The organism is Pseudoxanthomonas daejeonensis (assembly GCF_022637495.1).
Classification (GTDB): Bacteria; Pseudomonadota; Gammaproteobacteria; order Xanthomonadales; family Xanthomonadaceae; genus Pseudoxanthomonas; species Pseudoxanthomonas daejeonensis.
Genome location: NZ_CP093331.1, coordinates 2,707,556 through 2,728,593, shown reverse-complemented (window position 1 = coordinate 2,728,593; position 21,038 = coordinate 2,707,556). Strand labels below are relative to the sequence as shown.

24 protein-coding genes are annotated in these 21,038 nt (G+C 68.8%); 19 read left to right on the top strand and 5 right to left on the bottom strand.

Features of this window, described 5'->3' with window-relative positions:
• The first annotated feature begins 10 nt into the window (after window positions 1-10).
• The 9 genes from MNQ95_RS12245 (at window position 11) to MNQ95_RS12205 (ending at window position 9,257) form a co-directional block, all read left to right on the top strand.
• Window positions 11-700, top strand: coding sequence for a Fe2+-dependent dioxygenase (locus MNQ95_RS12245; RefSeq protein WP_162410608.1), 690 nt, complete (start codon window positions 11-13; stop codon window positions 698-700).
• A complete protein-coding gene (locus tag MNQ95_RS12240; RefSeq protein WP_241953044.1) occupies window positions 693-1,361 on the top strand; it encodes a tetratricopeptide repeat protein in 669 nt (222 codons plus the stop codon). Before MNQ95_RS12245 ends, MNQ95_RS12240 begins: the two co-directional genes overlap by 8 nt.
• Window positions 1,362-1,482: 121 nt before the next feature.
• Window positions 1,483-1,929 carry a hypothetical protein gene (locus MNQ95_RS12235; RefSeq protein ID WP_241953043.1) on the top strand — a complete coding sequence of 149 codons (447 nt, stop codon included), beginning with the start codon at window positions 1,483-1,485 and terminating at the stop codon, window positions 1,927-1,929.
• Between the two features lie 132 nt (window positions 1,930-2,061).
• Entirely contained in the window at window positions 2,062-4,434 is a 2,373-nt protein-coding gene (locus MNQ95_RS12230) for a TonB-dependent receptor domain-containing protein (RefSeq protein ID WP_241953042.1), read from the top strand.
• Between the two features lie 124 nt (window positions 4,435-4,558).
• Window positions 4,559-5,206, top strand: coding sequence for a PepSY-associated TM helix domain-containing protein (locus tag MNQ95_RS12225; protein ID WP_162410612.1), 648 nt, complete (start codon window positions 4,559-4,561; stop codon window positions 5,204-5,206).
• 30 nt (window positions 5,207-5,236) lie between these two features.
• Window positions 5,237-5,752, top strand: coding sequence for a DUF2271 domain-containing protein (locus MNQ95_RS12220; RefSeq protein ID WP_241953041.1), 516 nt, complete (start codon window positions 5,237-5,239; stop codon window positions 5,750-5,752).
• 58 nt (window positions 5,753-5,810) lie between these two features.
• The gene (locus MNQ95_RS12215) at window positions 5,811-6,620 is read left to right on the top strand and encodes a DUF4198 domain-containing protein (protein WP_241953040.1); all 810 of its coding nucleotides are present in this window, start codon (window positions 5,811-5,813) and stop codon (window positions 6,618-6,620) included.
• Window positions 6,621-6,636: 16 nt separating this feature from the next.
• Window positions 6,637-7,614, top strand: a complete 978-nt coding sequence (locus MNQ95_RS12210) for an FAD:protein FMN transferase (RefSeq protein ID WP_241953039.1) — start codon at window positions 6,637-6,639, stop codon at window positions 7,612-7,614.
• Window positions 7,611-9,257 carry a flavodoxin domain-containing protein gene (locus MNQ95_RS12205; RefSeq protein ID WP_241953038.1) on the top strand — a complete coding sequence of 549 codons (1,647 nt, stop codon included), beginning with the start codon at window positions 7,611-7,613 and terminating at the stop codon, window positions 9,255-9,257. The genes MNQ95_RS12210 and MNQ95_RS12205 overlap by 4 nt, the downstream gene beginning before the upstream one ends.
• 7 nt (window positions 9,258-9,264) lie before the next feature.
• Here MNQ95_RS12205 and MNQ95_RS12200 read toward each other — a convergent pair whose 3' ends face one another.
• Window positions 9,265-9,894 carry a HutD family protein gene (locus MNQ95_RS12200; protein ID WP_241953037.1) on the bottom strand — a complete coding sequence of 210 codons (630 nt, stop codon included), beginning with the start codon at window positions 9,892-9,894 and terminating at the stop codon, window positions 9,265-9,267.
• A gap of 263 nt (window positions 9,895-10,157) precedes the next feature.
• Window positions 10,158-10,502, bottom strand: a complete 345-nt coding sequence (locus MNQ95_RS12195) for a ComEA family DNA-binding protein (protein WP_241953036.1) — start codon at window positions 10,500-10,502, stop codon at window positions 10,158-10,160.
• A 207-nt stretch (window positions 10,503-10,709) separates the two neighbouring features.
• Here MNQ95_RS12195 and MNQ95_RS12190 point away from each other — a divergent pair, with 207 nt between their 5' ends.
• From MNQ95_RS12190 to MNQ95_RS12145, 10 genes are all read left to right on the top strand, one after another.
• On the top strand, window positions 10,710-12,215 hold the full coding sequence (locus MNQ95_RS12190) for a M20 family metallopeptidase (RefSeq protein WP_241953035.1): 1,506 nt from the start codon (window positions 10,710-10,712) through the stop codon (window positions 12,213-12,215).
• A gap of 135 nt (window positions 12,216-12,350) precedes the next feature.
• A complete protein-coding gene (locus MNQ95_RS12185) occupies window positions 12,351-12,620 on the top strand; it encodes a GlsB/YeaQ/YmgE family stress response membrane protein (protein ID WP_162410618.1) in 270 nt (89 codons plus the stop codon).
• A 178-nt stretch (window positions 12,621-12,798) separates the two neighbouring features.
• Entirely contained in the window at window positions 12,799-13,803 is a 1,005-nt protein-coding gene (locus tag MNQ95_RS12180) for an aminoglycoside phosphotransferase family protein (protein WP_241953034.1), read from the top strand.
• A 1-nt stretch (window position 13,804) separates the two neighbouring features.
• Window positions 13,805-14,506, top strand: a complete 702-nt coding sequence (gene murU / locus MNQ95_RS12175) for an N-acetylmuramate alpha-1-phosphate uridylyltransferase MurU (RefSeq protein ID WP_241953033.1) — start codon at window positions 13,805-13,807, stop codon at window positions 14,504-14,506.
• Between the two features lie 38 nt (window positions 14,507-14,544).
• Window positions 14,545-15,096 carry an RNA polymerase sigma factor gene (locus MNQ95_RS12170; RefSeq protein WP_241953032.1) on the top strand — a complete coding sequence of 184 codons (552 nt, stop codon included), beginning with the start codon at window positions 14,545-14,547 and terminating at the stop codon, window positions 15,094-15,096.
• On the top strand, window positions 15,083-15,487 hold the full coding sequence (locus MNQ95_RS12165) for a hypothetical protein (RefSeq protein ID WP_241953031.1): 405 nt from the start codon (window positions 15,083-15,085) through the stop codon (window positions 15,485-15,487). The genes MNQ95_RS12170 and MNQ95_RS12165 overlap by 14 nt, the downstream gene beginning before the upstream one ends.
• 21 nt (window positions 15,488-15,508) lie before the next feature.
• Window positions 15,509-16,021 carry a hypothetical protein gene (locus MNQ95_RS12160; RefSeq protein WP_162410623.1) on the top strand — a complete coding sequence of 171 codons (513 nt, stop codon included), beginning with the start codon at window positions 15,509-15,511 and terminating at the stop codon, window positions 16,019-16,021.
• Window positions 16,022-16,080: 59 nt separating this feature from the next.
• A complete protein-coding gene (locus tag MNQ95_RS12155; protein WP_241953030.1) occupies window positions 16,081-16,788 on the top strand; it encodes a PDZ domain-containing protein in 708 nt (235 codons plus the stop codon).
• 110 nt (window positions 16,789-16,898) lie between these two features.
• A complete protein-coding gene (locus tag MNQ95_RS12150) occupies window positions 16,899-17,423 on the top strand; it encodes a hypothetical protein (protein ID WP_162410625.1) in 525 nt (174 codons plus the stop codon).
• A gap of 26 nt (window positions 17,424-17,449) precedes the next feature.
• On the top strand, window positions 17,450-17,929 hold the full coding sequence (locus tag MNQ95_RS12145) for a hypothetical protein (protein WP_241953029.1): 480 nt from the start codon (window positions 17,450-17,452) through the stop codon (window positions 17,927-17,929).
• A gap of 14 nt (window positions 17,930-17,943) precedes the next feature.
• On the opposite strand, the gene hda is transcribed toward MNQ95_RS12145, so the two are convergent.
• From hda to MNQ95_RS12130, 3 genes are read right to left on the bottom strand one after another with little or no spacing between them, the layout of a single operon-like run.
• The gene (gene hda / locus MNQ95_RS12140) at window positions 17,944-18,654 is read right to left on the bottom strand and encodes a DnaA regulatory inactivator Hda (RefSeq protein ID WP_238390364.1); all 711 of its coding nucleotides are present in this window, start codon (window positions 18,652-18,654) and stop codon (window positions 17,944-17,946) included.
• On the bottom strand, window positions 18,651-19,832 hold the full coding sequence (locus tag MNQ95_RS12135; RefSeq protein ID WP_241953028.1) for an AI-2E family transporter: 1,182 nt from the start codon (window positions 19,830-19,832) through the stop codon (window positions 18,651-18,653). Before MNQ95_RS12135 ends, hda begins: the two co-directional genes overlap by 4 nt.
• The gene (locus MNQ95_RS12130; RefSeq protein WP_425605669.1) at window positions 19,829-20,935 is read right to left on the bottom strand and encodes a DUF2066 domain-containing protein; all 1,107 of its coding nucleotides are present in this window, start codon (window positions 20,933-20,935) and stop codon (window positions 19,829-19,831) included. Before MNQ95_RS12130 ends, MNQ95_RS12135 begins: the two co-directional genes overlap by 4 nt.
• Window positions 20,936-21,038: the final 103 nt, after the last annotated feature.

The window sequence follows — 21,038 nt, the reverse complement described above, 5'->3', positions numbered from 1 at the left end:
GAGAACTCCCATGCTCTTGTCCATTCCCGATGTCCTGACCGCCGAACAGGTCGCCCACTGCCGGCAGCGCCTGCAACACGCCGGCTGGGCCGACGGCAGAATCACTGCCGGCCACCAGTCGGCCAAGGCCAAGGACAACCTGCAGTTGCCTGAGGACAGCGAGGTGGCTCGCGAGCTCGGCGCACTGGTGCAGGAAGCGGTGCAGGCGAACTCCACGTTCTTCTCGGCCGCATTGCCGCGGCGGATCTATCCGCCGCTGTTCAACTGCTACCGCGACGGCCAGTCGTTCGGCTTCCACGTCGACAACGCCGTGCGCTATGAGCGCGGCGCCGATGGCGCAGCGCAGCCCGTGCGTACCGACCTGTCGGCGACCCTGTTCCTGATCGATCCGCAGGACTACGACGGCGGCGAACTGGTCATCGAAGACACCTACGGCATGCAACAGGTCAAGCTTCCCGCCGGCCACCTGGTGCTCTACCCGGGCACCAGCCTGCATCGGGTCAATCCGGTCACCCGCGGCGCGCGGCTGGCTTCGTTCTTCTGGATCCAGAGCATGCTGCGCGAAGACAGCCAGCGGCGGCTGATGTTCGAACTGGACGTGTCGATCCGGCGCCTGACCCGCGAGGTGCCCGAGCATCCCTCGCTGGTCCAGCTCACCGGCGTGTACCACAACCTGCTGCGGCGCTGGGCCGATGTCTGAGGCGGTGGCCGCCGACCTTCGCCAGCTTCGCGAAGCGGCGCTGGCTGGGCAGCGCGAGGCGCAGTTGCTGCTGGCGCAGGCATGGATGGAGGGTCGCGGCATGCAGCCCGACCCGGACGAGGCTTTCCATTGGTACAGCGTGGCCGCCAACCTGGGTGAGCCGATGGCGATGAACATGCTCGGCCGCTGCCACGAGCTGGGCCAAGGCACACGCATCGACATGACGCTTGCGGCGGTGTGGTACCGCAAGGCCGCCGACGCCGGGCTGGACTGGGGCATGTACAACCTCGCCCACCTGCTGGCCTCCGGCAATGGCATCGCCCAGGACCGGGCCGCGGCCTATCGCTGGTACCTGCGTGCCGCCGAGCTCGGACATGCGCGTGCGATGAACTTCGTCGGGCGCTTCCACGAGAACGGCTGGGAGGTGCAGCGCGATCCGGCGCAGGCAATGGCCTGGTACCGGCGCGCCGCACGAGCCGGCGACTTCCGAGGCCAGGCCAACCTCGCCTCGATGCTCGCCGACCTGGGCCAGCTCGAAGAAGCTGCCCGATGGCTGCAGAGCGCCCTGGACACCGGTACGCCGTCATTCGTGGCCCGGCTGAGGAAGGCCTTGGCTGAAAGCCCGCATGATCGGTTGCGCGACCTGGTTGACGTGTCATGAGGGTCGGATCCATCGAAGCGGAGACACCCGATGTCAGCCAATCCTGTTTGCATTCGATAATTATTCTCAATTAGAATAATGGCCTGACGGTGCCCTTCAGTGGCACTCCACGGGGCCTCCCTTGTCCGACCTGCCGTATCCCGCAGCCTCCACACGCACCAGCCCGCGCCGCGCGTTGGTTGTGATGGCGCTCATGGCGATGCTGCTGGCATGGAATCTTCTGGGCCCGGCCGAGGACGGCGCGCACGCCCGGATCGCCGTCCGGAATGCGGCAGGCCTCATCGCGGTCGGCGTGCAACCTGGAGATGGGGCACCTCCGGAAAGCCTCCACCACCCGGCGGAACGCAAGAAGCCGCGGCAGTTCGAACTGGCGGTGGCATCGCAGCTGGATGCCACCCTCTCTGCGCCGCCTTCCTCCGCCGGTATCGCATGGACCTCCGGCTCCGACGCGCCGGTGGCCGACATCGTGTCGGCCGTTTGCATCGCCGATACCGAACAGCTTCCGCCGGCTTCCGCAGATGCCGGCCGGCTGCGCCTGCATCCCAGCCAGGCACCACCCTCGGCTTGATCGCCCTCCGTGCGCTTCGCGCGCACGCGCCGACCCCGACTTTCTTCCGCCCCGCGATGTTCCCGGCCTGCCCGGACTCCGTCGTCGTGTGCCGCGGATGCCTTTCGACTGCGAATCTACGAGCCCAACCCCATGCCGTCCCTTCGTCCTGTCCTGCGTCCCACCGCCCTCGCCCTGACTCTGGGAGCCATCCTCGCTTCTCCGCTGCCGGCAGCGGCCAACCCGGCCACCACCGGCGACCCGACCACGCTGGATACCGTCGTCGTCACCGCCGCCGGCTTCGAACAGAAGATCGTCGACGCGCCCGCCAGCATCAGCGTGATCACGCGCGAACAGCTGCAGCAGCGCCCGTACCTCACGTTGATCGACGCGGTTCGCGACCTCGAAGGCGTGGACGTCGGCGAGACCTCGGACAAGACCGGGCAGAAGACGATCAGCATCCGCGGGATGGGCCCGGAGTACACGCTGCTGCTGATCGATGGACGCCGGCAGAACAACCATGGCGACATCTATCCCAACTCGTTCGGTGGCAACCAGTTCAACCACATTCCGCCGCTGGACATGGTCGAGCGGATCGAGGTCATCCGGGGCCCGGCATCGACCCTGTACGGCGCCGACGCGCTGGGCGGCGTGATCAACATCATCACGCGCAAGGTTTCCAATCGCTGGCGTGGTTCGGCCTCGGCAGGCCACAGCTTCCAGGAGAACAGCGACTTCGGCTCCGAGAGCACGTTCGATTTCGCGCTGATGGGACCGTTGGTGGCCGACACCCTCGGACTGGGCCTGCGCGGGTCCTGGTACGAGCGCGACGCATCGATTCCCGAATACGAAGTCATCTACGACCCGGCCGGCAATCCGCACGAGCGCGCACTGGGCTTCGGTGGCGGTGGCAAGACCGTGGACAACACCAACAAGAGCGCCGGCATCACCTTGAGCTGGACGCCGACCGACGACCAGAGCCTGAAGCTGGAGTACGACACGTCCGAGCAGGTTTACGACAACACGCCGTACGTCAACAACCTAGGTACCGAGACGTACCCGCTGGGCACGGTGGATGGATTGGCGGGCCTGTGGCGCGCGGCGCCGCAGGTCGGCTACGCGTCCGACCAGGAATTCACCCGCGACCAGTGGGCACTTACCCACCAGGGCCAGTGGGACTTCGGCAACAGCCTCGTCGCCTTGTCGCACATCGACACCGGCAACCATGGCCGCACCCTGCCCTTCAGCGTGGACGAGCGCGTGGCGCACCGGGCGCTCTACTGCAACAACGCCGCCACCTGCGCAACCGGCGCCTACGCCGGCATGACCCGCGCGCAGCGCCAGCAGCTGATGGTCGATACCTTCCTGCCGCGACCGAAGCGGACCATGGACAGCAGCCAGTACACGCTCGACGCGAAGCTCGATATTCCGCTGGAAAGCCGCGTCGGCAGCCACCATCTCGTCGTCGGTGGCCAGGCCATCGATGGCGAACTGGAGGACGGCGTGTTCGGCATGGAGAGCGGGGGCTACGGAAACGGGACCGTGCAGGAGCACCGCATGTGGTCCCTGTTCGCCGAGGACAACTGGACACCGTTCGAGGCACTGACCGTCACCGGTGGCGTGCGCTTCGACGACCACAACCTGTTCGGTGGCCACTTCAGCCCGCGCCTGTATGGCGTCTACAGCATTTCCGAATCGTGGGTGCTGAAGGGCGGGGTCAGCACGGGCTACAAGACGCCCAAGACCACCGACCTGTACGACGGCATCACCGGCTTCGGCGCCCAGGGCACCAGCCCATGGGCGGGCAATCCGGACCTGGAGCCGGAAACCAGCGTCAACAGCGAGATCGCCTTGTACTGGAGTTCGGCCGAGGGCGGCAGCGATTTCAACGTCACCGTGTTCCAGAACGATTTCGAGGACAAGATCGAGCGCGTCGAGGCCAGCCAGAGCTGCACGGTGACCGGCGGCGTCCGCCCCTGCGTGAACCTCGGCGACTACTGGGCGGTGCTGGGCGTGGGCAACGTCCTGCAGTACGTCAACATCGACAAGGCGCGCATCCGCGGCATCGAACTCGCCGGCAGCTACCGCATCGTCGAGCCGCTGTCGCTGCGGGCCAACTACACCCATACCGACAGCGAGCGCCAGAGCGGCGTGGATGCCGGCCTCCCGCTGACCCAGTCGGTCAAGCACATGGCCAACCTGACCCTGGACTGGTCGATCACCGAGCAGGTGAGCGCGCAACTGATCGGCGAGGCTCGTTCGCGTCGCTACCGCGGCCGTGATGCGAATGGCGAGCCGCTGTATTACCAGGGCTACGAAGTCCTGCACCTGGCCGCGCAGTACCGCGTCACCGACAAGGTGTCGCTGTTCGCGCGGATCAACAACCTGCTCGATGAGGATTTCACCAGCTTCCAGACCGTGTTCACCGCCAATCCCGACGGTTCGTGGACGCCGACGTACAACGACGACTTCAACAACAAGGACAAGTCGCGCAATCTCTGGCTCAGCGTCAACGTCGCGTTCTGATCGACGGGGTGCCCGGATGCGTCAACCATCCGGGTACCTGCGCGTTAATCCCCACCGCGCCATCCAATGAGAACCGTTCTCATCGATCGCCTATACTTGGCTACCCAACCCCTTGCATGACCTCGTGACCGCAAGCTCCCCGCGCCCCGATCCCGTGTCCGCACAGCAGCGCCGTGGCTTCTGGCTGCGCCAGCTGCACCAGTGGCACTGGATCAGCTCGGCGGTCTGCCTGGTCGGGATGCTGCTGTTCACCGCGACCGGGATCACGCTCAACCACGCCGCCAGGATCGAGGCCCAGCCCCGCGTCGATAACCGGACCGCGGAACTGCCTGCGCCATTGCTCGCGCAGTTGATGGAGTCGCCGGAGGAAGGCAACGCGCCGCTGCCCACCGAGGTCGCCGGCTGGCTGGGTGACACGCTGGAAATACCACTGGGCCGCCGCCCCGCGGAGTGGTCGCCGGAGGAAGCCTACGTCTCGATGCCCTCGCCCGGCGCGGATGCCTGGCTCAGCATCGACCGGGAGACCGGTGCGGTGGAGTTCGAGCGCACCGGTCGCGGCTGGATTTCCTACTTCAACGACCTGCACAAGGGCCGCAACGCCGGGCCGGCCTGGGGCTGGTTCATCGATGTGTTCGCCATCGCCTGCCTGGTGTTCTGCATCACCGGATTGTTCCTGCTGCACCTGCATGCGCGCCAGCGTCGGCTGACCTGGCCGCTGGTCGGCCTGGGCCTGCTGGTTCCGCTTGTACTCATTCTGCTCTTCATCCACTGAAGCCTTCATCTCATTGACGAGGTCCGTTCCATGCGCGCCAAGGTGTTCATTGCAATCAGCGGACTGCTGACCGTGCCGGCCTACGCGGCCGAGCTCGAGATCAACGTCGAAATCCCCAAGCTCAACGTGGCCGAGTACCACCGCCCCTACGTGGCGATCTGGATCGAAGGTGCCGACCAGAAGGTCGCCGCCAACCTGGCGGTCTGGTACCAGATGAAGGACACCGCCGAGGGCCACGGCACCAAGTGGCTGCCGGACCTGCGCCAGTGGTGGCGCAAGTCCGGGCGCACGCTGCAGGTGCCGGTGGACGGCGTGACCGGCCCGACCCGTCCGGTCGGCAAGCACGAGGTGTCCTTCGCCGCCAGTCAGCCACAACTCAAGGGCCTGGCACCAGGCGAGTACACCCTGGTGGTGGAAGCCGCGCGCGAAGTCGGCGGTCGCGAACTGGTGAAGATCCCTTTCGCCTGGCCGGCGAAGACACCGCAATCCGGCAAATCGCAAGGCAGCACCGAACTCGGTGCCGTGACCCTTTCGGTCACGCCTTGAAACAGCTCGCGTCCATCACGCCCCGCACCCGTTCACTGCGACACCTACGGAGATCCCGATGAAGCGTTCCCTGATCCTCGCTGCCGTCATTGCCTCGCTGGCCGTCCCGTTCAGCGCCACCGCGCACAAGGCCTGGCTGCGCCCCTCGCAGACCGTGCTGGCCGGCACCGATCCCTGGATCACCGTGGACGCAGCGGTTTCCAACGACCTCTTCTACTTCAACCACGTGCCACTGCGACTGGACAATCTGGCGATCACCGCGCCCGACGGCAGCAAGGTCGAGCCGCAGAACCCGGCCACGGGCAAGTACCGCAGCGTGTTCGACCTGCAGCTCGCCCAGCAGGGCACCTACCGACTTGCCGTGGTCAACAGCGGCCTGTCCGGCAGCTGGGAAGAGAACGGCAAGCCCAAGCGCTGGCGCGGCACGCCGGCCACCTTCGCCACCGAAGTGCCGAAGGATGCGAAGAACCTGCAGGTTTCGCAGAGCGTTGGCCGCGTGGAGACCTTCGTTACCAACGGGTCACCCAACGACACCGCGCTCAAGTCCAGCGGCGAAGGCCTCGAGCTGGTGCCGCTGACGCATCCCAACGACCTGTTCGCAGGCGAAGCAACGAAGTTCCGCGTGCTGGTGGACGGCCAGCCGGCCGAAGGCGTGGAGTTCGAGATCGTCCGCGGCGAGACGCGCTATCGCAATGCGCAGGACGAGATCAAGGCGGTGAGCGATGCCAAGGGCGAATTCGCCGTCACCTGGCCCACTGCCGGCATGTACTGGCTGGAAGCGACCCGGGAAGACGACAAGACCAGCCTGCCGCAGGCCAGGAAGCGTCGCCTGAGCTACGTGGCCACGCTGGAAGTTCTTCCGCAGTAAGCAACGGCCAGCAAGCATGAAGGACCAGGCATCCACCGGGAGCGTTGCCAGCCTCGGCGGCGAGACGATGGGCACGCGCTGGAGCGTGCGCCTGGCCGCGCGCGCAGGCACCGACCTGCACGCGCTCCACGCGCACATCCAGCAGCCGCTGGACCAGGTGGTGGCGCAGATGAGTACCTGGCTGCCCGGATCGGACATCAGCCGCTACTGCGCGGCGGCGGCCGGCACTTGGCTGCCCCTGCCGTCCCACTTTCAGCGTGTGCTCGACTGCGCGCTGGAAGTGGCGTCGGCCAGCGGCGGCGCGTTCGATCCGACAGTCGGCCCGCTGGTGGACCTCTGGGGCTTCGGCAGCTCGGGCAACGGGCGCCACGTACCGGAAGCGGGAGATATCGACCGCGAACGCACCCGCAGCGGCTGGCAGCGACTCCAGCGGCGCGCCGACGGCCGCGAACTGCTGCAGCCCGGCGGGTTGCAGCTGGACCTTTCGGCGATCGCCAAGGGCTTCGGCGCCGACCTGGTCGCGGAACGGCTGCGTGCCCGCGGAATCGATGCCGCGCTGGTCGAAGTCGGGGGCGAGATACGCGGCTATGGACGCAAGCCCGACGGCGAAGCTTGGCGGGTCCTGGTCGAGTGCGCGCTCGACGAAGACGCCAGCACGGAGGAAATGCCACCGCGCGTGCTGGTGCTGGATGACGCGGCCGTCGCCACCTCGGGCGATCGCTGGCACCGCTTCGAGCAGGAAGGCCAGCGTTACGCGCACACGATCGATCCACGCACCGGCTGTCCGGTCGTCGATGCCGCCGCGTCGGTCACGGTCGTGGCGGCCGATGCGATGCACGCCGATGCATGGGCCACCGCGCTGACCGTGCTCGGAGCCGACGCAGGGCGGGCGCTGGCCAGTGCCCGCGGCCTGGCGGCTCGCTTCGTGGTCCGCGATGGTGATGCGGTGCGTGAAACGATGACCGACACCTTCAAGAACCACCTGGCCCAATGAAAGACCCGATCCAAGCACGCGAGCAAGGCGTGGCCTGGTCGCTGCTGGGCAATTTGGCCCTGCTGGTGCTCCTGGTCGCTGCCGCCGCACTGCTGCTCCCCCTGCACGATGAAGCCTGGTGGCAAAGCCCGCCGCGCCCGCTGCGGTGGTGGCTGCTGCTGGCTGCGCTGGTCGCCTATGCCGGCCTCTGCCTTACCTTCCTGCGTCGCGCCGGCGGCCACTCCGCCAGCCGGGCGCTGGCGGCATCGCAGGGCGGTCCGCCGGTGCTGGTCGCCTGGGCCAGCCAGACCGGCTTCGCCCAGCTGCTGGCCGAACGCAGCGCCACGATGCTGCGCGAGGGCGGCGTGCCGGTGCTGACGCTGCCCCTCGACGAGGTGGATGCCGCATTGCTGGCCCGCACCGGGCGGGCGCTGTTCATCGCAAGTACCACCGGTGAAGGCGACCCGCCCGATCACGCGATCGGATTCCTGCGCCGGGTCATGCCGCAGGCACCTGCATTGCCCGGGCTCGAATACGCGCTGCTTGCGCTGGGCGATCGCGAATACCACGATTTCTGCGCCTTCGGCCGGCAGCTGGACGAATGGCTACGGGGCCACGATGCACGCCCCCTGTTCGACCGCGTCGAGGTCGACAACGCCGACCAGGCGACGCTGCGGCACTGGCAGTACGAGGTCGGCCGGATCGGTGGATTCGATGCCCTGCCCGACTGGACGCCGCCAGCGTACGAACCCTGGCGCCTGCTTTCGCGTGCACAGGTGAACGACGGCAGCCCCGGCGCTCCGGTGTTCGACCTGGCGCTGGTACCTGCCGCCGGCCCGCTTCCGGACTGGGAAGCCGGAGACATCGCCGAAGTGGGTGCACGGAATTCGCCGGCGCGCGTTAGGGCCCTGCTGGACGAGCTCGGCCTCGAAGACGCCACCATGATTGATGGCGGCGACGGCAAGGAGCCACTGGCGGAGCGGCTGACCCGCATGCAGTTGCCACCCGCCGGAACCGTCGCAGGCCTCTCCGCGCAGCAGCTGGCCGATGCGCTCGATCCGCTGCCGCATCGCGAATACTCGATCGCGTCCGTACCCGCCGAGGGCGAAGTCCGCCTGCTTGTCCGTCGGATGACCCGCCCTGATGGCAGCGCGGGAATGGCCAGCGGCTGGTTGTGCGACACCGTCCTGCCCGGGCAGTCGATCGACGTGCGCCTTCGACGCAATGCCGGCTTCCATCCGCCGCCTGCCGACCTGCCACTCGTCCTGATCGGCAACGGCACTGGCATCGCCGGCCTGCGTGCGCATATCCAGGCCCGTATCCACGCAGGTGCACGCGACAACTGGCTGCTGTTCGGCGAACGCAGCCCGGACCATGACCGCTTCTACGGCGACGACATCCACCAGTGGCAGGCCGCCGGCTGGCTGGCCCGAATCGACCTGGCGTTCTCGCGCGCGCCGGATGCTCCCGCCTACGTGCAGCATCGCCTTCAGGCCGCGGCCGACACCTTGCGCGAGTGGGTGGACCGGGGCGCATCGATCCTGGTATGCGGCAACGCCACCGGCATGGCACCGGCTGTCGATGACGTGCTGGCCGACGTGCTGGGCGAGGAGTCCCGCGATGCACTGCGCGCCGCCGGGCGCTACCGGCGCGACGTCTACTGAGCACGCGTCATGCCGGTTCCGCGTCATCGAGCCCGGCGACCGCATCGCCAGGGCCCGCCACCCGGACCAGCAGCAGTTCGCCGCCGCCATCGATCGAATAGCGCTGCTTGCCCGTCCCGGGGGCCAGCCAGGCGCTATCTCCCTGTGCCAGCGTCGCCTGCTCATGGCCACCCGCGCCGATGCGCGCCGCACCCGCCAGCACGTGCACGGCCCACGCCGTGCGCTCGTCCGCGAAGCACCACATGCCGCCGACCAGCGGCCGATGGAACAGCACCGCACTCATCCGTTCCGGGCGCCACATGAGGTTGAACACCTGTACGGGTCCGTCCACCGGGATGCCAGTCACCGGGCGATCGCCGGCAAAGCGGGTTCGCTGGTGCGGGGGCAGCAGGTCCACCCGCCCACCATCGTCGAAATGGAGCTGCAAGCCGTTGCCGTGGAGCAGGACCTGTTCACGCTCCACGCCGTCGAACGGCGAAAAATCGGCAGCCGCATCCACTTCGGCGATTGAAAGCCGCAGGTCCCAGGCGTCCGGATCGGGCAGGACGAGGATTTCCCGTGTCCAGCCCCGTCCGTTGCGCCAGCGGCTGCGCCGGTACTCGGTGGCCGGAATCGTCACTACGCCATGATCGTTCATCCGGACATTGTGCCCCACGCACCGTGTCTGGCCCGGAAAGGCGTCGCCCGGCTGCACATCCTGTGCGATCCGGGCGACGTGGCACATCCCTGTCGGCGTCCTGCCTGCTTCTTGCGTCCCTGCCCACCGGCAGCAGCCGCGCCTCCTGCGCATGCCGATGCCTCAGCGTCCAAGTCACGCACGCGAGGGTGCGGGTCCGTGCGGCTTCCCTGCCGGCCGGACGCTGTTGTTCTTACGCAACCTGCACCGCCGGGAGGACAGGCTCAACGACGTGCGACGGGCTTGGACGGGGTGGCGGCCGCGGCTGGCTTGGCCTTGGCCGGCGCCGCACGCGAGCCGCCCACTGCGATCAGGTCCCGGTTGCGCTCCACGGTCTTCAGGCCGATGCCCTTTACCAGGGCGAGCTCGTCGGCGCTCTTGAACGGGCCGTTGGCCTTGCGGTACTCGACGATCGCCTCGGCCTTGGACGGGCCGATTCCGACCAGCGATTTCTCCAGCTGGGCGGCGCTGGCGACATTGATGTCGACGCGATCGGCGGCGAATGCGCTGCCGGCCAGCAGCAGGAGCGACAGCAGCAGCGACTTGAACATGAGTGGAAAAGGCTTCATGGCAACTCTCCTTGTTGGATGATCCGGGTTCGCCGGGACGGGGATCCTGCCCGTCATCGACAGCCCCAGTCTCCTGCAACACGGGACGCACGCCCATCGCCCGAACGCCCTTCCGCGACCCGACGGATACCTGTTCACGTGTAGGAAATTTCCGGGCAGCGGCCGCGGCGTAGAATGGACGCTTTCCGCATTGCACCTGGACCCGACATGGATGCTCCCCGGCTCGACCCCCGCACCGCCGAGAAATTCATCGATGAGAAGTGGGACGGCGATATCGTCCCGCAGCTGGTCGAATACATCCGCATCCCCAACAAGTCGCCGATGTTCGATAAGGACTGGCAGGCCAACGGCCACATGGAGGCCGCGGTCCAGCTGATGGAATCGTGGGCGAAGGCCCAGTCCATCCCCGGGCTGCACGTCGAAGTGGTGCGCCTGGAAGGCCGCACGCCGCTGATCTACGCGGAAATCCCGGCCAGCGGACCGGATTCGGGCGAAGACACCGTGCTGCTGTACGGGCATCTGGACAAGCAGCCGGAGATGACCGGCTGGGATGCCGATCTCGGCCCGTGGATCCCGGTGCTCAAGGGCGACAAGCTCTATGGCCGCGGCGGTGCGGATGATGGCTACGCGATCTTCGGTTCGCTGGCGGCGATCCAGACGCTGCAGCTGCAGGGCGTGCCGCACGCGCGCTGCGTGCTGCTGATCGAGGCCTGCGAGGAATCGGGCAGCTACGACCTGCCCGCCTATGTCGACCACCTGGCACCGCGCATCGGCAAGCCTTCGCTGGTGGTGTGCCTGGATTCGGGCTGCGGCAACTACGACCAGCTGTGGTGCACCACCTCGCTGCGTGGCCTGGCCGGCGGCAACCTGACCGTGAAGGTGCTCAGCGAAGGCGTCCATTCCGGCGACGCCTCGGGCATCGTGCCCTCCAGCTTCCGCCTGCTGCGTCAGCTGCTGTCGCGACTGGAAGACGAGGCCACCGGCAAGATCAAGGTCGAAGGCCTCTACGTCGAGGTCCCGGCCGAGCGCCTGGAGCAGGCCGGCAAGGTCGCCGGCGTGCTGGGCGACGAGGTCTTCAGCAAGTTCCCGTTCCTGGACGGCATGAGTCCGATGACGGACGACCTCACCGAACTGGTGCTCAACCGCACCTGGCGCCCGGCGCTGTCGGTGACCGGCGTCGACGGCATGCCGCCGCTCTCGTCCGCGGGCAACGTGTTGCGCCCGTGCACCTCGGTGAAGCTGTCGCTGCGGCTGCCGCCGACGCTCGACGGCAAGCGTGCCGGCGACCTGCTCAAGGACGTGCTGCTGGCCGATCCGCCGAACGGCGCGAAGGTCGAACTGGAGCTGGAGAAGGCTTCCACCGGCTGGAACGCGCCTGCGCAGTCGCCGTGGCTGACCGCGGCGATCGAGGCCGCTTCGCAGGCGGCCTTCGGCAAGCCGGCGATGTACATGGGCGAAGGCGGCACGATCCCGTTCATGGGCATGCTCGGCGAGAAGTTCCCCGGCGCGCAGTTCATGATCACCGGCGTGCTCGGCCCGCATTCCAACGCGCACGGCCCCAACGAGTTCCTGCATATCCCGATGGGCAAGCGGGTCACCCAGTGCGTCTCGCACGTGATCGCCGAGCACTACCTGGCCGGCACGCGGGGCGAAACCACCGGGGTGGGTGCGGTGGCCGGCGGCCAGGTGCACGGCGACCACGGCTGCTGCTGACCCCACGACACGCGTTGATCCAGGGCGCCGGGACCTCCCGGCGCTTTTTTTTGTGCCTGGCGGCCCGCCACGGCACTCGACCACCGGCTGCGCTACGCTGCGCGAACCCCCACCCAATCCGACCGGAGTATCCAGATGGAACAGATCTTTGGTGGCGGCATCCTGTGGACGGTGTTCATCGGCCTGATCGCGGGCCTGCTTGCCCGCGCGCTCAAGCCGGGCAACGACAAACTCAGCCTGCTCTGGACCATCGTGCTGGGCATCGCCGGTGCCCTGCTGGCGTGGTACATCGGGGGCGCGCTGGGCTGGTACGGGCCAGGTGAACCGGCCGGCTTCATCGCCTCGGTGCTGGGCGCGATCGTCCTGCTGGTGCTGTACGGGTTCGCGAGGAAGAAGCGGGCCTGAGCCGGGACTGCTGCCTGCTCCGCGTTACGGAAGGACCCCGCATGCGGGGTCCTTCCACGTTCCCGGCATGGATACGCACAAGCGCGCCGATACGGCGATCCCGGACCGGCCACCCGGCACACTCGCCGGCCGCAGCCCACGCGTTTACCCTGTAGGCCTGCTCATGACCGACGCCTGCATGACCGCCCCAGAACGCATCGAACAACGCCTGGCCTGGACCCGGCAGGCCCTGTCAGACCCTGGCCTGGCGTTGCAGGTGGCCTCGGCCGACGCGAGCTTCCGCAGCTACTGGCGCACCCGCAGTGGCGGACGCAGCTGGATCGTGATGGATGCGCCGCCGGGACAGGAGGACATCGCCCCGTGGCTGCGCATCGGCAAGCTGCTCGCCGATGCCGGGCTGCACACGCCCGACGTGCGCGCCGCCGACACCGAGGCAGGCTTCGTGCTGATGGAAGACCTCGGCGACCGGCTATACCTGCCCGAGCTCGACGCCGACGGCGCCGATGCCCTGTATGCGCCGGCGATCGACGCGATCCTGACGATGCAGGCGCAGGTGGATACCGACGGCCTGCCGGCGTTCGACGAGCCGTGGATGGTGATGGAACTGGAGCTGATGCCGGAGTGGTTCCTGCGCCGTCACCTGGGTGCGCAGCTGGAATGCGAGGACTGGGATCCGATCGAATTCGCGTTCCGCGCCATCCTCAACGCCGCCCATGCGCAGCCGCAACGGTTCATGCACCGCGATTTCCACTCGCGCAACCTGCTGGTGGTGCCCGACAACATGCCGGGCGTGATCGACTTCCAGGGTGCGATGCGTGGCCCGCTGGCGTACGACGTGGCATCGCTGTTGCGCGACTGCTACATCGCATGGCCGGAGGAACGCGTCGCCGCGTGGCGCGAAGGCTATCGACGGCGCGCGGTGGAGCTGGGGCTGACCAGCGCCGACGAGGCGCTGTTCGCGCGCTGGTTCGACCTGACCGGCCTGCAGCGCCACATCAAGGTGCTGGGGATCTTCTGCCGCCTCGCCTACCGCGACGGCAAGCCGGGCTACCTCGCCGACCTGCCGCTGGTCTGGCGCTACGTACGCGAGGTGGGCAACCGCCACGAAGACATCCGGCCGATGGTCGCGCTGCTGGAGCGATTCATCGGCGACACCGACATCACCCGTCCGCGCGGGGACTGAGATGCGCGCACTGGTTTTCGCTGCAGGCCTGGGCGAGCGCATGCGTCCGCTCACCGACCACACGCCCAAGCCGTTGCTCGAGGCGGGCGGCAAGCCGCTGATCGCCTGGCACCTGGAGAAACTCGCCGCGATAGGCGTGGATGAGGTCGTGGTCAACACCTCGTGGCTGGCGCCACGGTTCCCCGAACTGCTGGGCGACGGCGCGCGCTGGGGCCTGCGGCTGCACTACAGCCATGAAGGCGCCACGCCCCTGGAAACCGGCGGCGGCATGCTGCATGCGCTGGCCCTGCTGGGCGAGGCACCTTTCATCGCGGTCAATGGCGACATCTGGACCGACTTCGATTTCGCGCGCCTGCCCGCCACGCCGCGTGGCGATGCGCACCTGGTCCTGGTCGACAATCCCGAACACCACCCGCAAGGCGACTTCAGCCTGGGCGCCGACGGCCGCCTCGCCGACGAGGGCACGACGAAGCTGACCTTCTCCGGCATCGGCGTGTACCGCCCGGCGTTGCTCGACGGCTGGCGCGAAACGGTCACCGGCGAGCCGGGAACTCCGCCCCGCTTCAAGCTCGCCCCCTTGCTGCGCCGGGCGATGGCCCGTTCGGCGGCGACCGGCGAGCACCATGCCGGGGCGTGGACGGACGTGGGCACGCCCGGGCGACTGGCGACACTGGACCGGCAGCTGCGCGACGCGAACGCCTGAGCGCGACGGAACGGACCCCTGGCGCGTAGTACCTGCTGATGGACGAACACGACAGGGATGACGACTCCGGGGCCGATCGCCTGCGCCGCGCGCGCCGCGGTGACGAAGCCGCGTTCGAGTCGATCTACCGGGAGCATGCCCGCGCCATCCACGCGCTGGCGCTGCGATTGACCGGCAGCCCGGCCGCGGCCGAGGACATCACCCAGGACACGTTCCTGCGCATGTTCGGGTTCCTGTCGGGCTTGCGCGAGGACACCCCGTTGCGGCCGTGGCTCAAACGGGTCGCCGCCAACCTCGCCATCGACCGGTTGCGTCGCGAGCGGCGTTACTCCGACGACGACGCGCTGCTGCAGGCCCTCGACGGCAACGCGGCACCCGCAACCGTGGCCGAAGCCAGCGGCCTGCTGCGACGGCTGCCACCCCTCGCCCGTACCCTCGTATGGCTGCACGAAATGGAAGGCTGGTCGCACGAGGAACTCGCGCGCCGCTTCGCGCGCAGCCCGAGCTGGTCGAAATCGATCCTGTCGCGATCGCTGGCGCGATTGCGCGAGCACCTGGAACCTGCGGAAGACGACGATGAGCACGCCTGACGACCTGCACGATACCCTGCTGCAACTGCACGAACCGCCCGCGCCGGAATCGCTCTGGCCACGGCTGAAGGCGCTGCGACGCCGCCAGGTGCGACGCCGCCGCATGGCCGCTGCGCTCGCTTCCACGGGACTGGTCGCGGCGCTCTTCATGGTGCTGCCCAGGCCCGACATGGCGCCGGAACACCCGGCGTTCGCGCCACTTGCGGCGACCGGACCGGCGATCGACGACGGCGTGGATCCGCAGGTGCACGCGATCGACCGTGCCTTGCAGGTGGCTTACGAGAACGGCGCCAGCGACCTCGAGCTTGCGCCGATGTGGGAGGCGCGCCATGCCCTGATCGCGCAACGCCAGGCTTCGCGCAGTCATGCCGGCGACCTCAACGACATCTGACCAGGAGCCGCCATGCGATCCATGCCACAACCCCGCCGGACGCCGCGCATCCTGCTCGTGCTGGGCGCGCTTCTCGCTTTCCAGGCCAACGCTTCGATCGTTCCGGCGCTGGCACCGTCGACCGATCCGGATACGCCGGGTGCGGAGCGGACCTGCGGACTGGTCGGCGCGCAGACGGCGCCGACGCCGGAAAGCATGGACATCTTTCCTGCGCGGATCATGCAGATCAACGGCGAACGGCCACGCCTGGTGCGCGATGCCTACCGCATGCAGCCCGGCAGGCACGTGCTGGTACTTGCCGAAGGCATTCCCCCGTACCGGCTGGGTTCGGCCCAGCAGAAGCAGATCCTCAGGATGCAGCAGCGCAAGGATTTCACCGGCTACTTCAAGCCGCTGGTGATCGAGGTCAGGGCCGACACGCTGCAACGCGTCGGCGTGCGTCTGGTCCGCGACAACCTCGACACCGGGAGCATCCGCGAGAACGCGTACTGGGAGCCGGTGGTCTGGGAAGAAGTCGCAAGGGCCTGCAAATGAGGCACGCGGTCCATCACGGCGGTTTCGCCGCCAGCCGGCGCGTTGGCTTCCGGCGCGCGATGGGAATCGTCTTCGCCGCGTTGGCCGCGCTGGGCACGCCCCCCAGCATGGCGGGCCAGAACGACGAGGCGATCGCCGGCAGGGCCGCAACGCACACCTACGAGCTCGGCGCGGTGGTGGACGTGCGCCGGGCCAGCCCGCTCGGCCTCCGGGTCATGGCGGTGACGCCCGGCGGTGCGGCGGACCACATCGGCCTGCGTGCCGGCGACATGCTCCAGTCGGTCAATGGCCACCGGCTCGATGGCGACACCAGGCCCGCCACCGCGCTGGCCGCGGCGCTGCAGGCCGGCGCGGGAGCGCTCCGCATCCAGGGCCGTCGCGACGGCAAGCCCGTGACGCTGTCCGGTTCGATGGCACTGCCCGGCATCGGCACCAGCGCCGGGTGCGGCCAGCTCACCAGCCAGCTGGACGGCCTGCCAGCCAACAGCAACGTGCGCAGGGTGGACATCACCCAGATCGAGGGCCGGCGGGCGCTTGCCGCCGGGGCACCGCGGCATCCGGTCGCGGCCGGAACGCGCGTGGTGATCCTGCGCGAGCACGTTCCCCAGCCGCCCGCACGCGCCCTGTCCAGCTACGCCTCCAAGGCCTTCGTGCTCGACATCGAGCCCGACACCACCTATTACGTCGGCGCACGACCGCTGGCGGGGAGCCCGACCGGTGCATGGGAACCGTTCGTCTGGCAGACCCTGCCCGAGGCCTGTCGATGACCCGCATGCGGGCAGGCGTCTTTCACGTACCTTTAAGGTGACGACGCCAGATCATCCGTGCAGCACACCCCGCGACCAGGCACCCGCTGTCCAACCGAGAGGATCCGACCATGTGGCGCATTACCCTGCTGTCGACCGTTCTTTTCGCTTCCGCCGCCATTGCGGCTCCGCAGGCCGGGCCGACCCAGGCACCTCCGGCACCGGCTGCACCTGCCCCCCCGTCCGATGCCGTGGCAGGCGATCCGTCTAGCACGTGTTCCTACCTCACGGTCAACCAGGGCGAGATTCCCGAGAGCCGCGACATCTTCGACGCGGTGATCACCCAGATCGATGGCAAGAGCACCCCGCTCAGCCGGACCAACCGGTATCGCGTCGAGCCCGGACCGCATGTGCTGACGCTCGCGGACCGGATCGATCCCAAGCGCGTGCCCGCCGCGGCGGACAACCAGATTTCGAAGATGAAGCGCCTCGAGCAGCAGCGCGCGTACAAGAAGGTGGAACTGGACATCCAGCCCGGGCTCACCTACGCCATCGGCGCGAAGCTGCTGCGCGACAAACTGGACGTCGACAGCATCCGCGACAACGCCTACTGGGAACCGGTGGTGTGGGACATGCGCCCGACCCCCTGCAAGTAGCCCGCGACCACCCGACGGAGACCACCATGCTGCGCCCCCTCCTGCTGTCCACCCTGCTGCTGGCCGGTGGCGCGCATGCCGGCGGTGAAACCGCCGCGCCGGTCGTCGGCGTACCGGGAAGCACCTGCGGCCATGTCACCGACCAGCGCGGCGCGATCCCGAAGAGCCAGGACATCTTCCCGGTCGAGATCACCCGGATCGACGACAGGAGCACGCCGCTCGATGCGCGCAACCGGCACGCCGTCCAGCCGGGCGCGCGCGTCCTCACGGTGACCGACCACATCGATCCGCACCGGTTGCCCGGTGCGGCGGTCGCCCAGATCGCGAAGATGAAACGCCTGGAAATGCAGCGCGCCTACAAGCCGTTCACCGTCGAGGTGCAGCCGGGGGTGAGCTATGCGATCGGCGCGCGGCTGCTGCGCGACCGGCTCGATGCGCAGAGCATCCGCGACAACGCCTACTGGGAACCGGTGGTCTGGGAGCAGCGCCCGGAAGCCTGCCCGTAAGGCACCGTGCGCGGTCAGCCGGCGGGAAGCAGTCCGCGCAGGAACGGCACGGTGACCCGCCGCTGGGCAGCCAGCGATTCGCGATCGATCCGTTCCAGCAGCGCCGCCAGCTGGGCGATATCCCGGCCGGTGCGGGTCAGCAGCCACTCGATCGCGGCCTCCTCCAGGACCAGTCCGCGACGCCGCGCGCGGTCGCGCAGCACCTCGCGCCGGCCATCGTCATCCAGTGGATGCAAGGCAATGCGCGCGCACTGTCCCAGCCGCGAGCGCAGGTCCGGCAGGACCAGCGGCAACGCGGCCGGGGCGGCACCGGCGAGATAGAGCACGCCCCGTCCCGCGGCGCGTGCGCGGTTGTGGAAATCGAACAGCGCGACCTCGTCGCCGCGATCGCCGGCGATGGCGTCCAGGCCATCGAGCGCGACCACATCGACCGCGTCGAGTGCGTCCAGCGCATCACCGAGACGCCCCGCCGCCGCGCGCAGCGGCAGGTAGGCCGCGCGCCGTCCGGCCTGCTCGGCCTCGGCGCACACGGCCAGGCCCAGGTGGGTCTTGCCCGTGGCAGGGCCGCCCTCCACGTACAACCAGTCCGCGCCAGGCTCGCGCGCCAGCGCGCGCAACTGCGCGATCGCGCCCTCCGGGGCGCCGACGAAACCTTCAAGGCGCTGGTCGGGCGGATAACGCAGCGACAACGGCAGCTGGGGCGTGGCCCCGGAGATACCGCTCACGACTGCTCCGGTTCCCGGCTGGCGACCTGCTCCACCGTGCCCGGATCGACATAGGAGTCGAGCACGATCACCGCGTGCTCGCCGGTGTACAGGTCGCTTTCCCGGTAGCGCTCCTTGGCGAAGCGCAGCAGCACGTTGGCCACCGCCGCCACCGGCAACGCCAGCAGCATGCCGACGAAGCCGAACAGCTGGCCGCCGGCCATGATCGCGAAGATCACCGCCATCGGATGCAGGCCGATCTTGTCGCCGACGATGCGCGGGGTCAGCACGTAGCTCTCCAGCATCTGGCCGACGGTGAACACCACGCCCACCAGCACCAGCAGCTGCAGGTCGAAGCCCTGCGACTGGACCAGCGCCGCGACGAGCGCCAGGACCACGCCGGTGGTGGCGCCCAGGTAGGGAATGAAGCTGATGAACCCGGCGATCACGCCGATCAGCAGGCCGAGCTTGAGCCCGACCAGCGACAGGCCGATCGCGTAGATCAGCCCCAGCGCGATCATCACCACGAACTGGCCGCGCAGGAACGCACCGAGCACGTCGTTGGACTCGCGCGCCAGGCGCGTCACCGTGCCCAGGTGGTCGCGCGGGACCAGCGCGGCTACGCGGTCGACCAGCATGTCCCAGTCGCGCAGGAAGTAGAACGTGAGGATCGGCAGCAGCACGATGTTGGCCACCCAGGCCAGCATCGCCACGCCCGAACGCGACAGGTAGCCGAACACGGTCGCCGCGAATCCGCCGGCCTGGGTCCAGTGCGTCTTGACCCATTCGGTCAGCCGTTCGGTGTCGAGCCAGCCGACCAGGTCAAGTCCCGTCTTCTGTTCGAGCCAGGGCAGCGCGGTCTGCAGGATCCAGTCGCGGTACGTGGGCGCCGACTCGATCAGTGTCACGACCTGGCGTTCCAGCAACGGCACCAGGATCAGCAGCGCGAGCACCACCACCAGCACCATGGCGCCGAACACCAGTCCGACCGCCAGGTTGCGCGAGAGGCCGCGTCTCTGCAGCCGGTCGGCCAGCGGGTCGCCCAGCCAGCCCAGCAGGGCGCCGAGCACGAACGGCGTCAGGATCGGGCCCAGCAGCCCGATCAACCACAACGATGCGGCGACCACCACCAGCCACTTGAGCTGGCGCAGGAAGAGGGCGATCTCCTGCCCCGGCGTCTCTTCGCGATTGACGCTCATCGGATGCGGTACTCCGCCTGCACGCCTTCCACGGCCACGACCGGCGCATCGGCGCCCAGCATGCGCTGGAAGCCGGTCATGCCGGTGAGCAGGTCCAGGTCGAACTCGACCCGCTCGCCATCGGCGCGGGCCGGGGCGATCCGGCGCACCACCGGCATCTTCTGCAGCATCGCCGAAACCCGCAGGTAGTCTTCGGCACTGCGCAGGCCGGTGAAGGCCACGCGGTAGGTTCCGGACGGTTCGGACGGCAGCGCCTTGGCGTAACGCTGGAACAGCGCCTCGGCGGCGACGTCGGCGCCGCTGGCCATGGCGCGGCGCGCATCGCTGTCACTGACCGAACGCGTCGCCAGTACCCGCCCGGAATCGACGAAGGTCCAGTCGGCGGTCCAGCCACTGCCGCTGCGGTAGAGCTTGCCGATCAGCTGCATCGGCGGGCTGTAGCGCGCCGAGGCGCGGGCCACCGCCGCCGGATCGTTGCGCCAGATCGCGCCGACCGCAGCCTGTTCGGCGGCGCCGCCGGCCGGCAGGCCGAGCTTGTAGCCCCGGTCCTGGGCGCGATCCAGCACGCTGCGCGCGGCATTGACCTGGCCGGCACTCAGCAGGCGCGGACCGCTGCCGTCATCGATCGCCAGCCAGAGCACCGGCTTGGGGCGCGGCTGCGGCCATACCGGCACGCCCAACGAGGCGGTGATCGAATCCACCGCCTCGGGCACGAAGCGCACCACCAGCATGGTCCGGAAGGTCGGCGCCCCGGCCGGGGATACGCCCTGGTCCTGGCGGTAGTCGTAGCTGTCGACGTAGGCCTTGGCGTTGCGCAGCTCCTGCGCCACCCCGGGCCGGTTGACCACGCCGGCGTCGCCGGACAGCTTTTCGAGCACCTGGGCCAGCGCGCGGGTGAAACCGGCCTCGCGTGCATCGCCGGCCTGGCTGTTGACTGGAACCTCGGCCGCATACAGTCCCTGCGCGCTGGCGACGTCGCCCTCGGTGCGCAGGCCCTCCTGCGCATGCGCGGCGGGCGAAGCCAGGCCCAGGGCCAGGAGAAGTCCGAAGACCGGGAGCAGGCCGGTGAAGGCGCGACCCATGGCGGCGCGGCTGGCTCGCATGCAGATTCCTCGGCGGGCGTTGGGGGTGATCACGGCGAATTGTTGCCCGAATGGCGCCCGTGCGCCAATCGATGCACCTCGGCCGCGCCGCGCCCGGGGCCGC

Bases quoted from the DNA above. Each gene is read 5' to 3' on its own strand.
- MNQ95_RS12245 (WP_162410608.1), top strand. From the start codon at position 11: ATGCTCTTGTCCATTCCCGATGTCCTGACCGCCGAACAGGTCGCCCAC.
- MNQ95_RS12240 (WP_241953044.1), top strand. From the start codon at position 693: ATGTCTGAGGCGGTGGCCGCCGACCTTCGCCAGCTTCGCGAAGCGGCG.
- MNQ95_RS12230 (WP_241953042.1), top strand. From the start codon at position 2,062: ATGCCGTCCCTTCGTCCTGTCCTGCGTCCCACCGCCCTCGCCCTGACT.
- MNQ95_RS12220 (WP_241953041.1), top strand. From the start codon at position 5,237: ATGCGCGCCAAGGTGTTCATTGCAATCAGCGGACTGCTGACCGTGCCG.
- MNQ95_RS12215 (WP_241953040.1), top strand. From the start codon at position 5,811: ATGAAGCGTTCCCTGATCCTCGCTGCCGTCATTGCCTCGCTGGCCGTC.
- MNQ95_RS12210 (WP_241953039.1), top strand. From the start codon at position 6,637: ATGAAGGACCAGGCATCCACCGGGAGCGTTGCCAGCCTCGGCGGCGAG.
- MNQ95_RS12205 (WP_241953038.1), top strand. From the start codon at position 7,611: ATGAAAGACCCGATCCAAGCACGCGAGCAAGGCGTGGCCTGGTCGCTG.
- MNQ95_RS12200 (WP_241953037.1), bottom strand. From the start codon at position 9,894: ATGAACGATCATGGCGTAGTGACGATTCCGGCCACCGAGTACCGGCGC.
- MNQ95_RS12195 (WP_241953036.1), bottom strand. From the start codon at position 10,502: ATGAAGCCTTTTCCACTCATGTTCAAGTCGCTGCTGCTGTCGCTCCTG.
- MNQ95_RS12190 (WP_241953035.1), top strand. From the start codon at position 10,710: ATGGATGCTCCCCGGCTCGACCCCCGCACCGCCGAGAAATTCATCGAT.
- MNQ95_RS12185 (WP_162410618.1), top strand. From the start codon at position 12,351: ATGGAACAGATCTTTGGTGGCGGCATCCTGTGGACGGTGTTCATCGGC.
- MNQ95_RS12180 (WP_241953034.1), top strand. From the start codon at position 12,799: ATGACCGCCCCAGAACGCATCGAACAACGCCTGGCCTGGACCCGGCAG.
- murU (WP_241953033.1), top strand. From the start codon at position 13,805: ATGCGCGCACTGGTTTTCGCTGCAGGCCTGGGCGAGCGCATGCGTCCG.
- MNQ95_RS12170 (WP_241953032.1), top strand. From the start codon at position 14,545: ATGGACGAACACGACAGGGATGACGACTCCGGGGCCGATCGCCTGCGC.
- MNQ95_RS12165 (WP_241953031.1), top strand. From the start codon at position 15,083: ATGAGCACGCCTGACGACCTGCACGATACCCTGCTGCAACTGCACGAA.
- MNQ95_RS12160 (WP_162410623.1), top strand. From the start codon at position 15,509: ATGCCACAACCCCGCCGGACGCCGCGCATCCTGCTCGTGCTGGGCGCG.
- MNQ95_RS12155 (WP_241953030.1), top strand. From the start codon at position 16,081: ATGGGAATCGTCTTCGCCGCGTTGGCCGCGCTGGGCACGCCCCCCAGC.
- MNQ95_RS12150 (WP_162410625.1), top strand. From the start codon at position 16,899: ATGTGGCGCATTACCCTGCTGTCGACCGTTCTTTTCGCTTCCGCCGCC.
- MNQ95_RS12145 (WP_241953029.1), top strand. From the start codon at position 17,450: ATGCTGCGCCCCCTCCTGCTGTCCACCCTGCTGCTGGCCGGTGGCGCG.
- MNQ95_RS12135 (WP_241953028.1), bottom strand. From the start codon at position 19,832: ATGAGCGTCAATCGCGAAGAGACGCCGGGGCAGGAGATCGCCCTCTTC.
- MNQ95_RS12130 (WP_425605669.1), bottom strand. From the start codon at position 20,935: ATGCGAGCCAGCCGCGCCGCCATGGGTCGCGCCTTCACCGGCCTGCTC.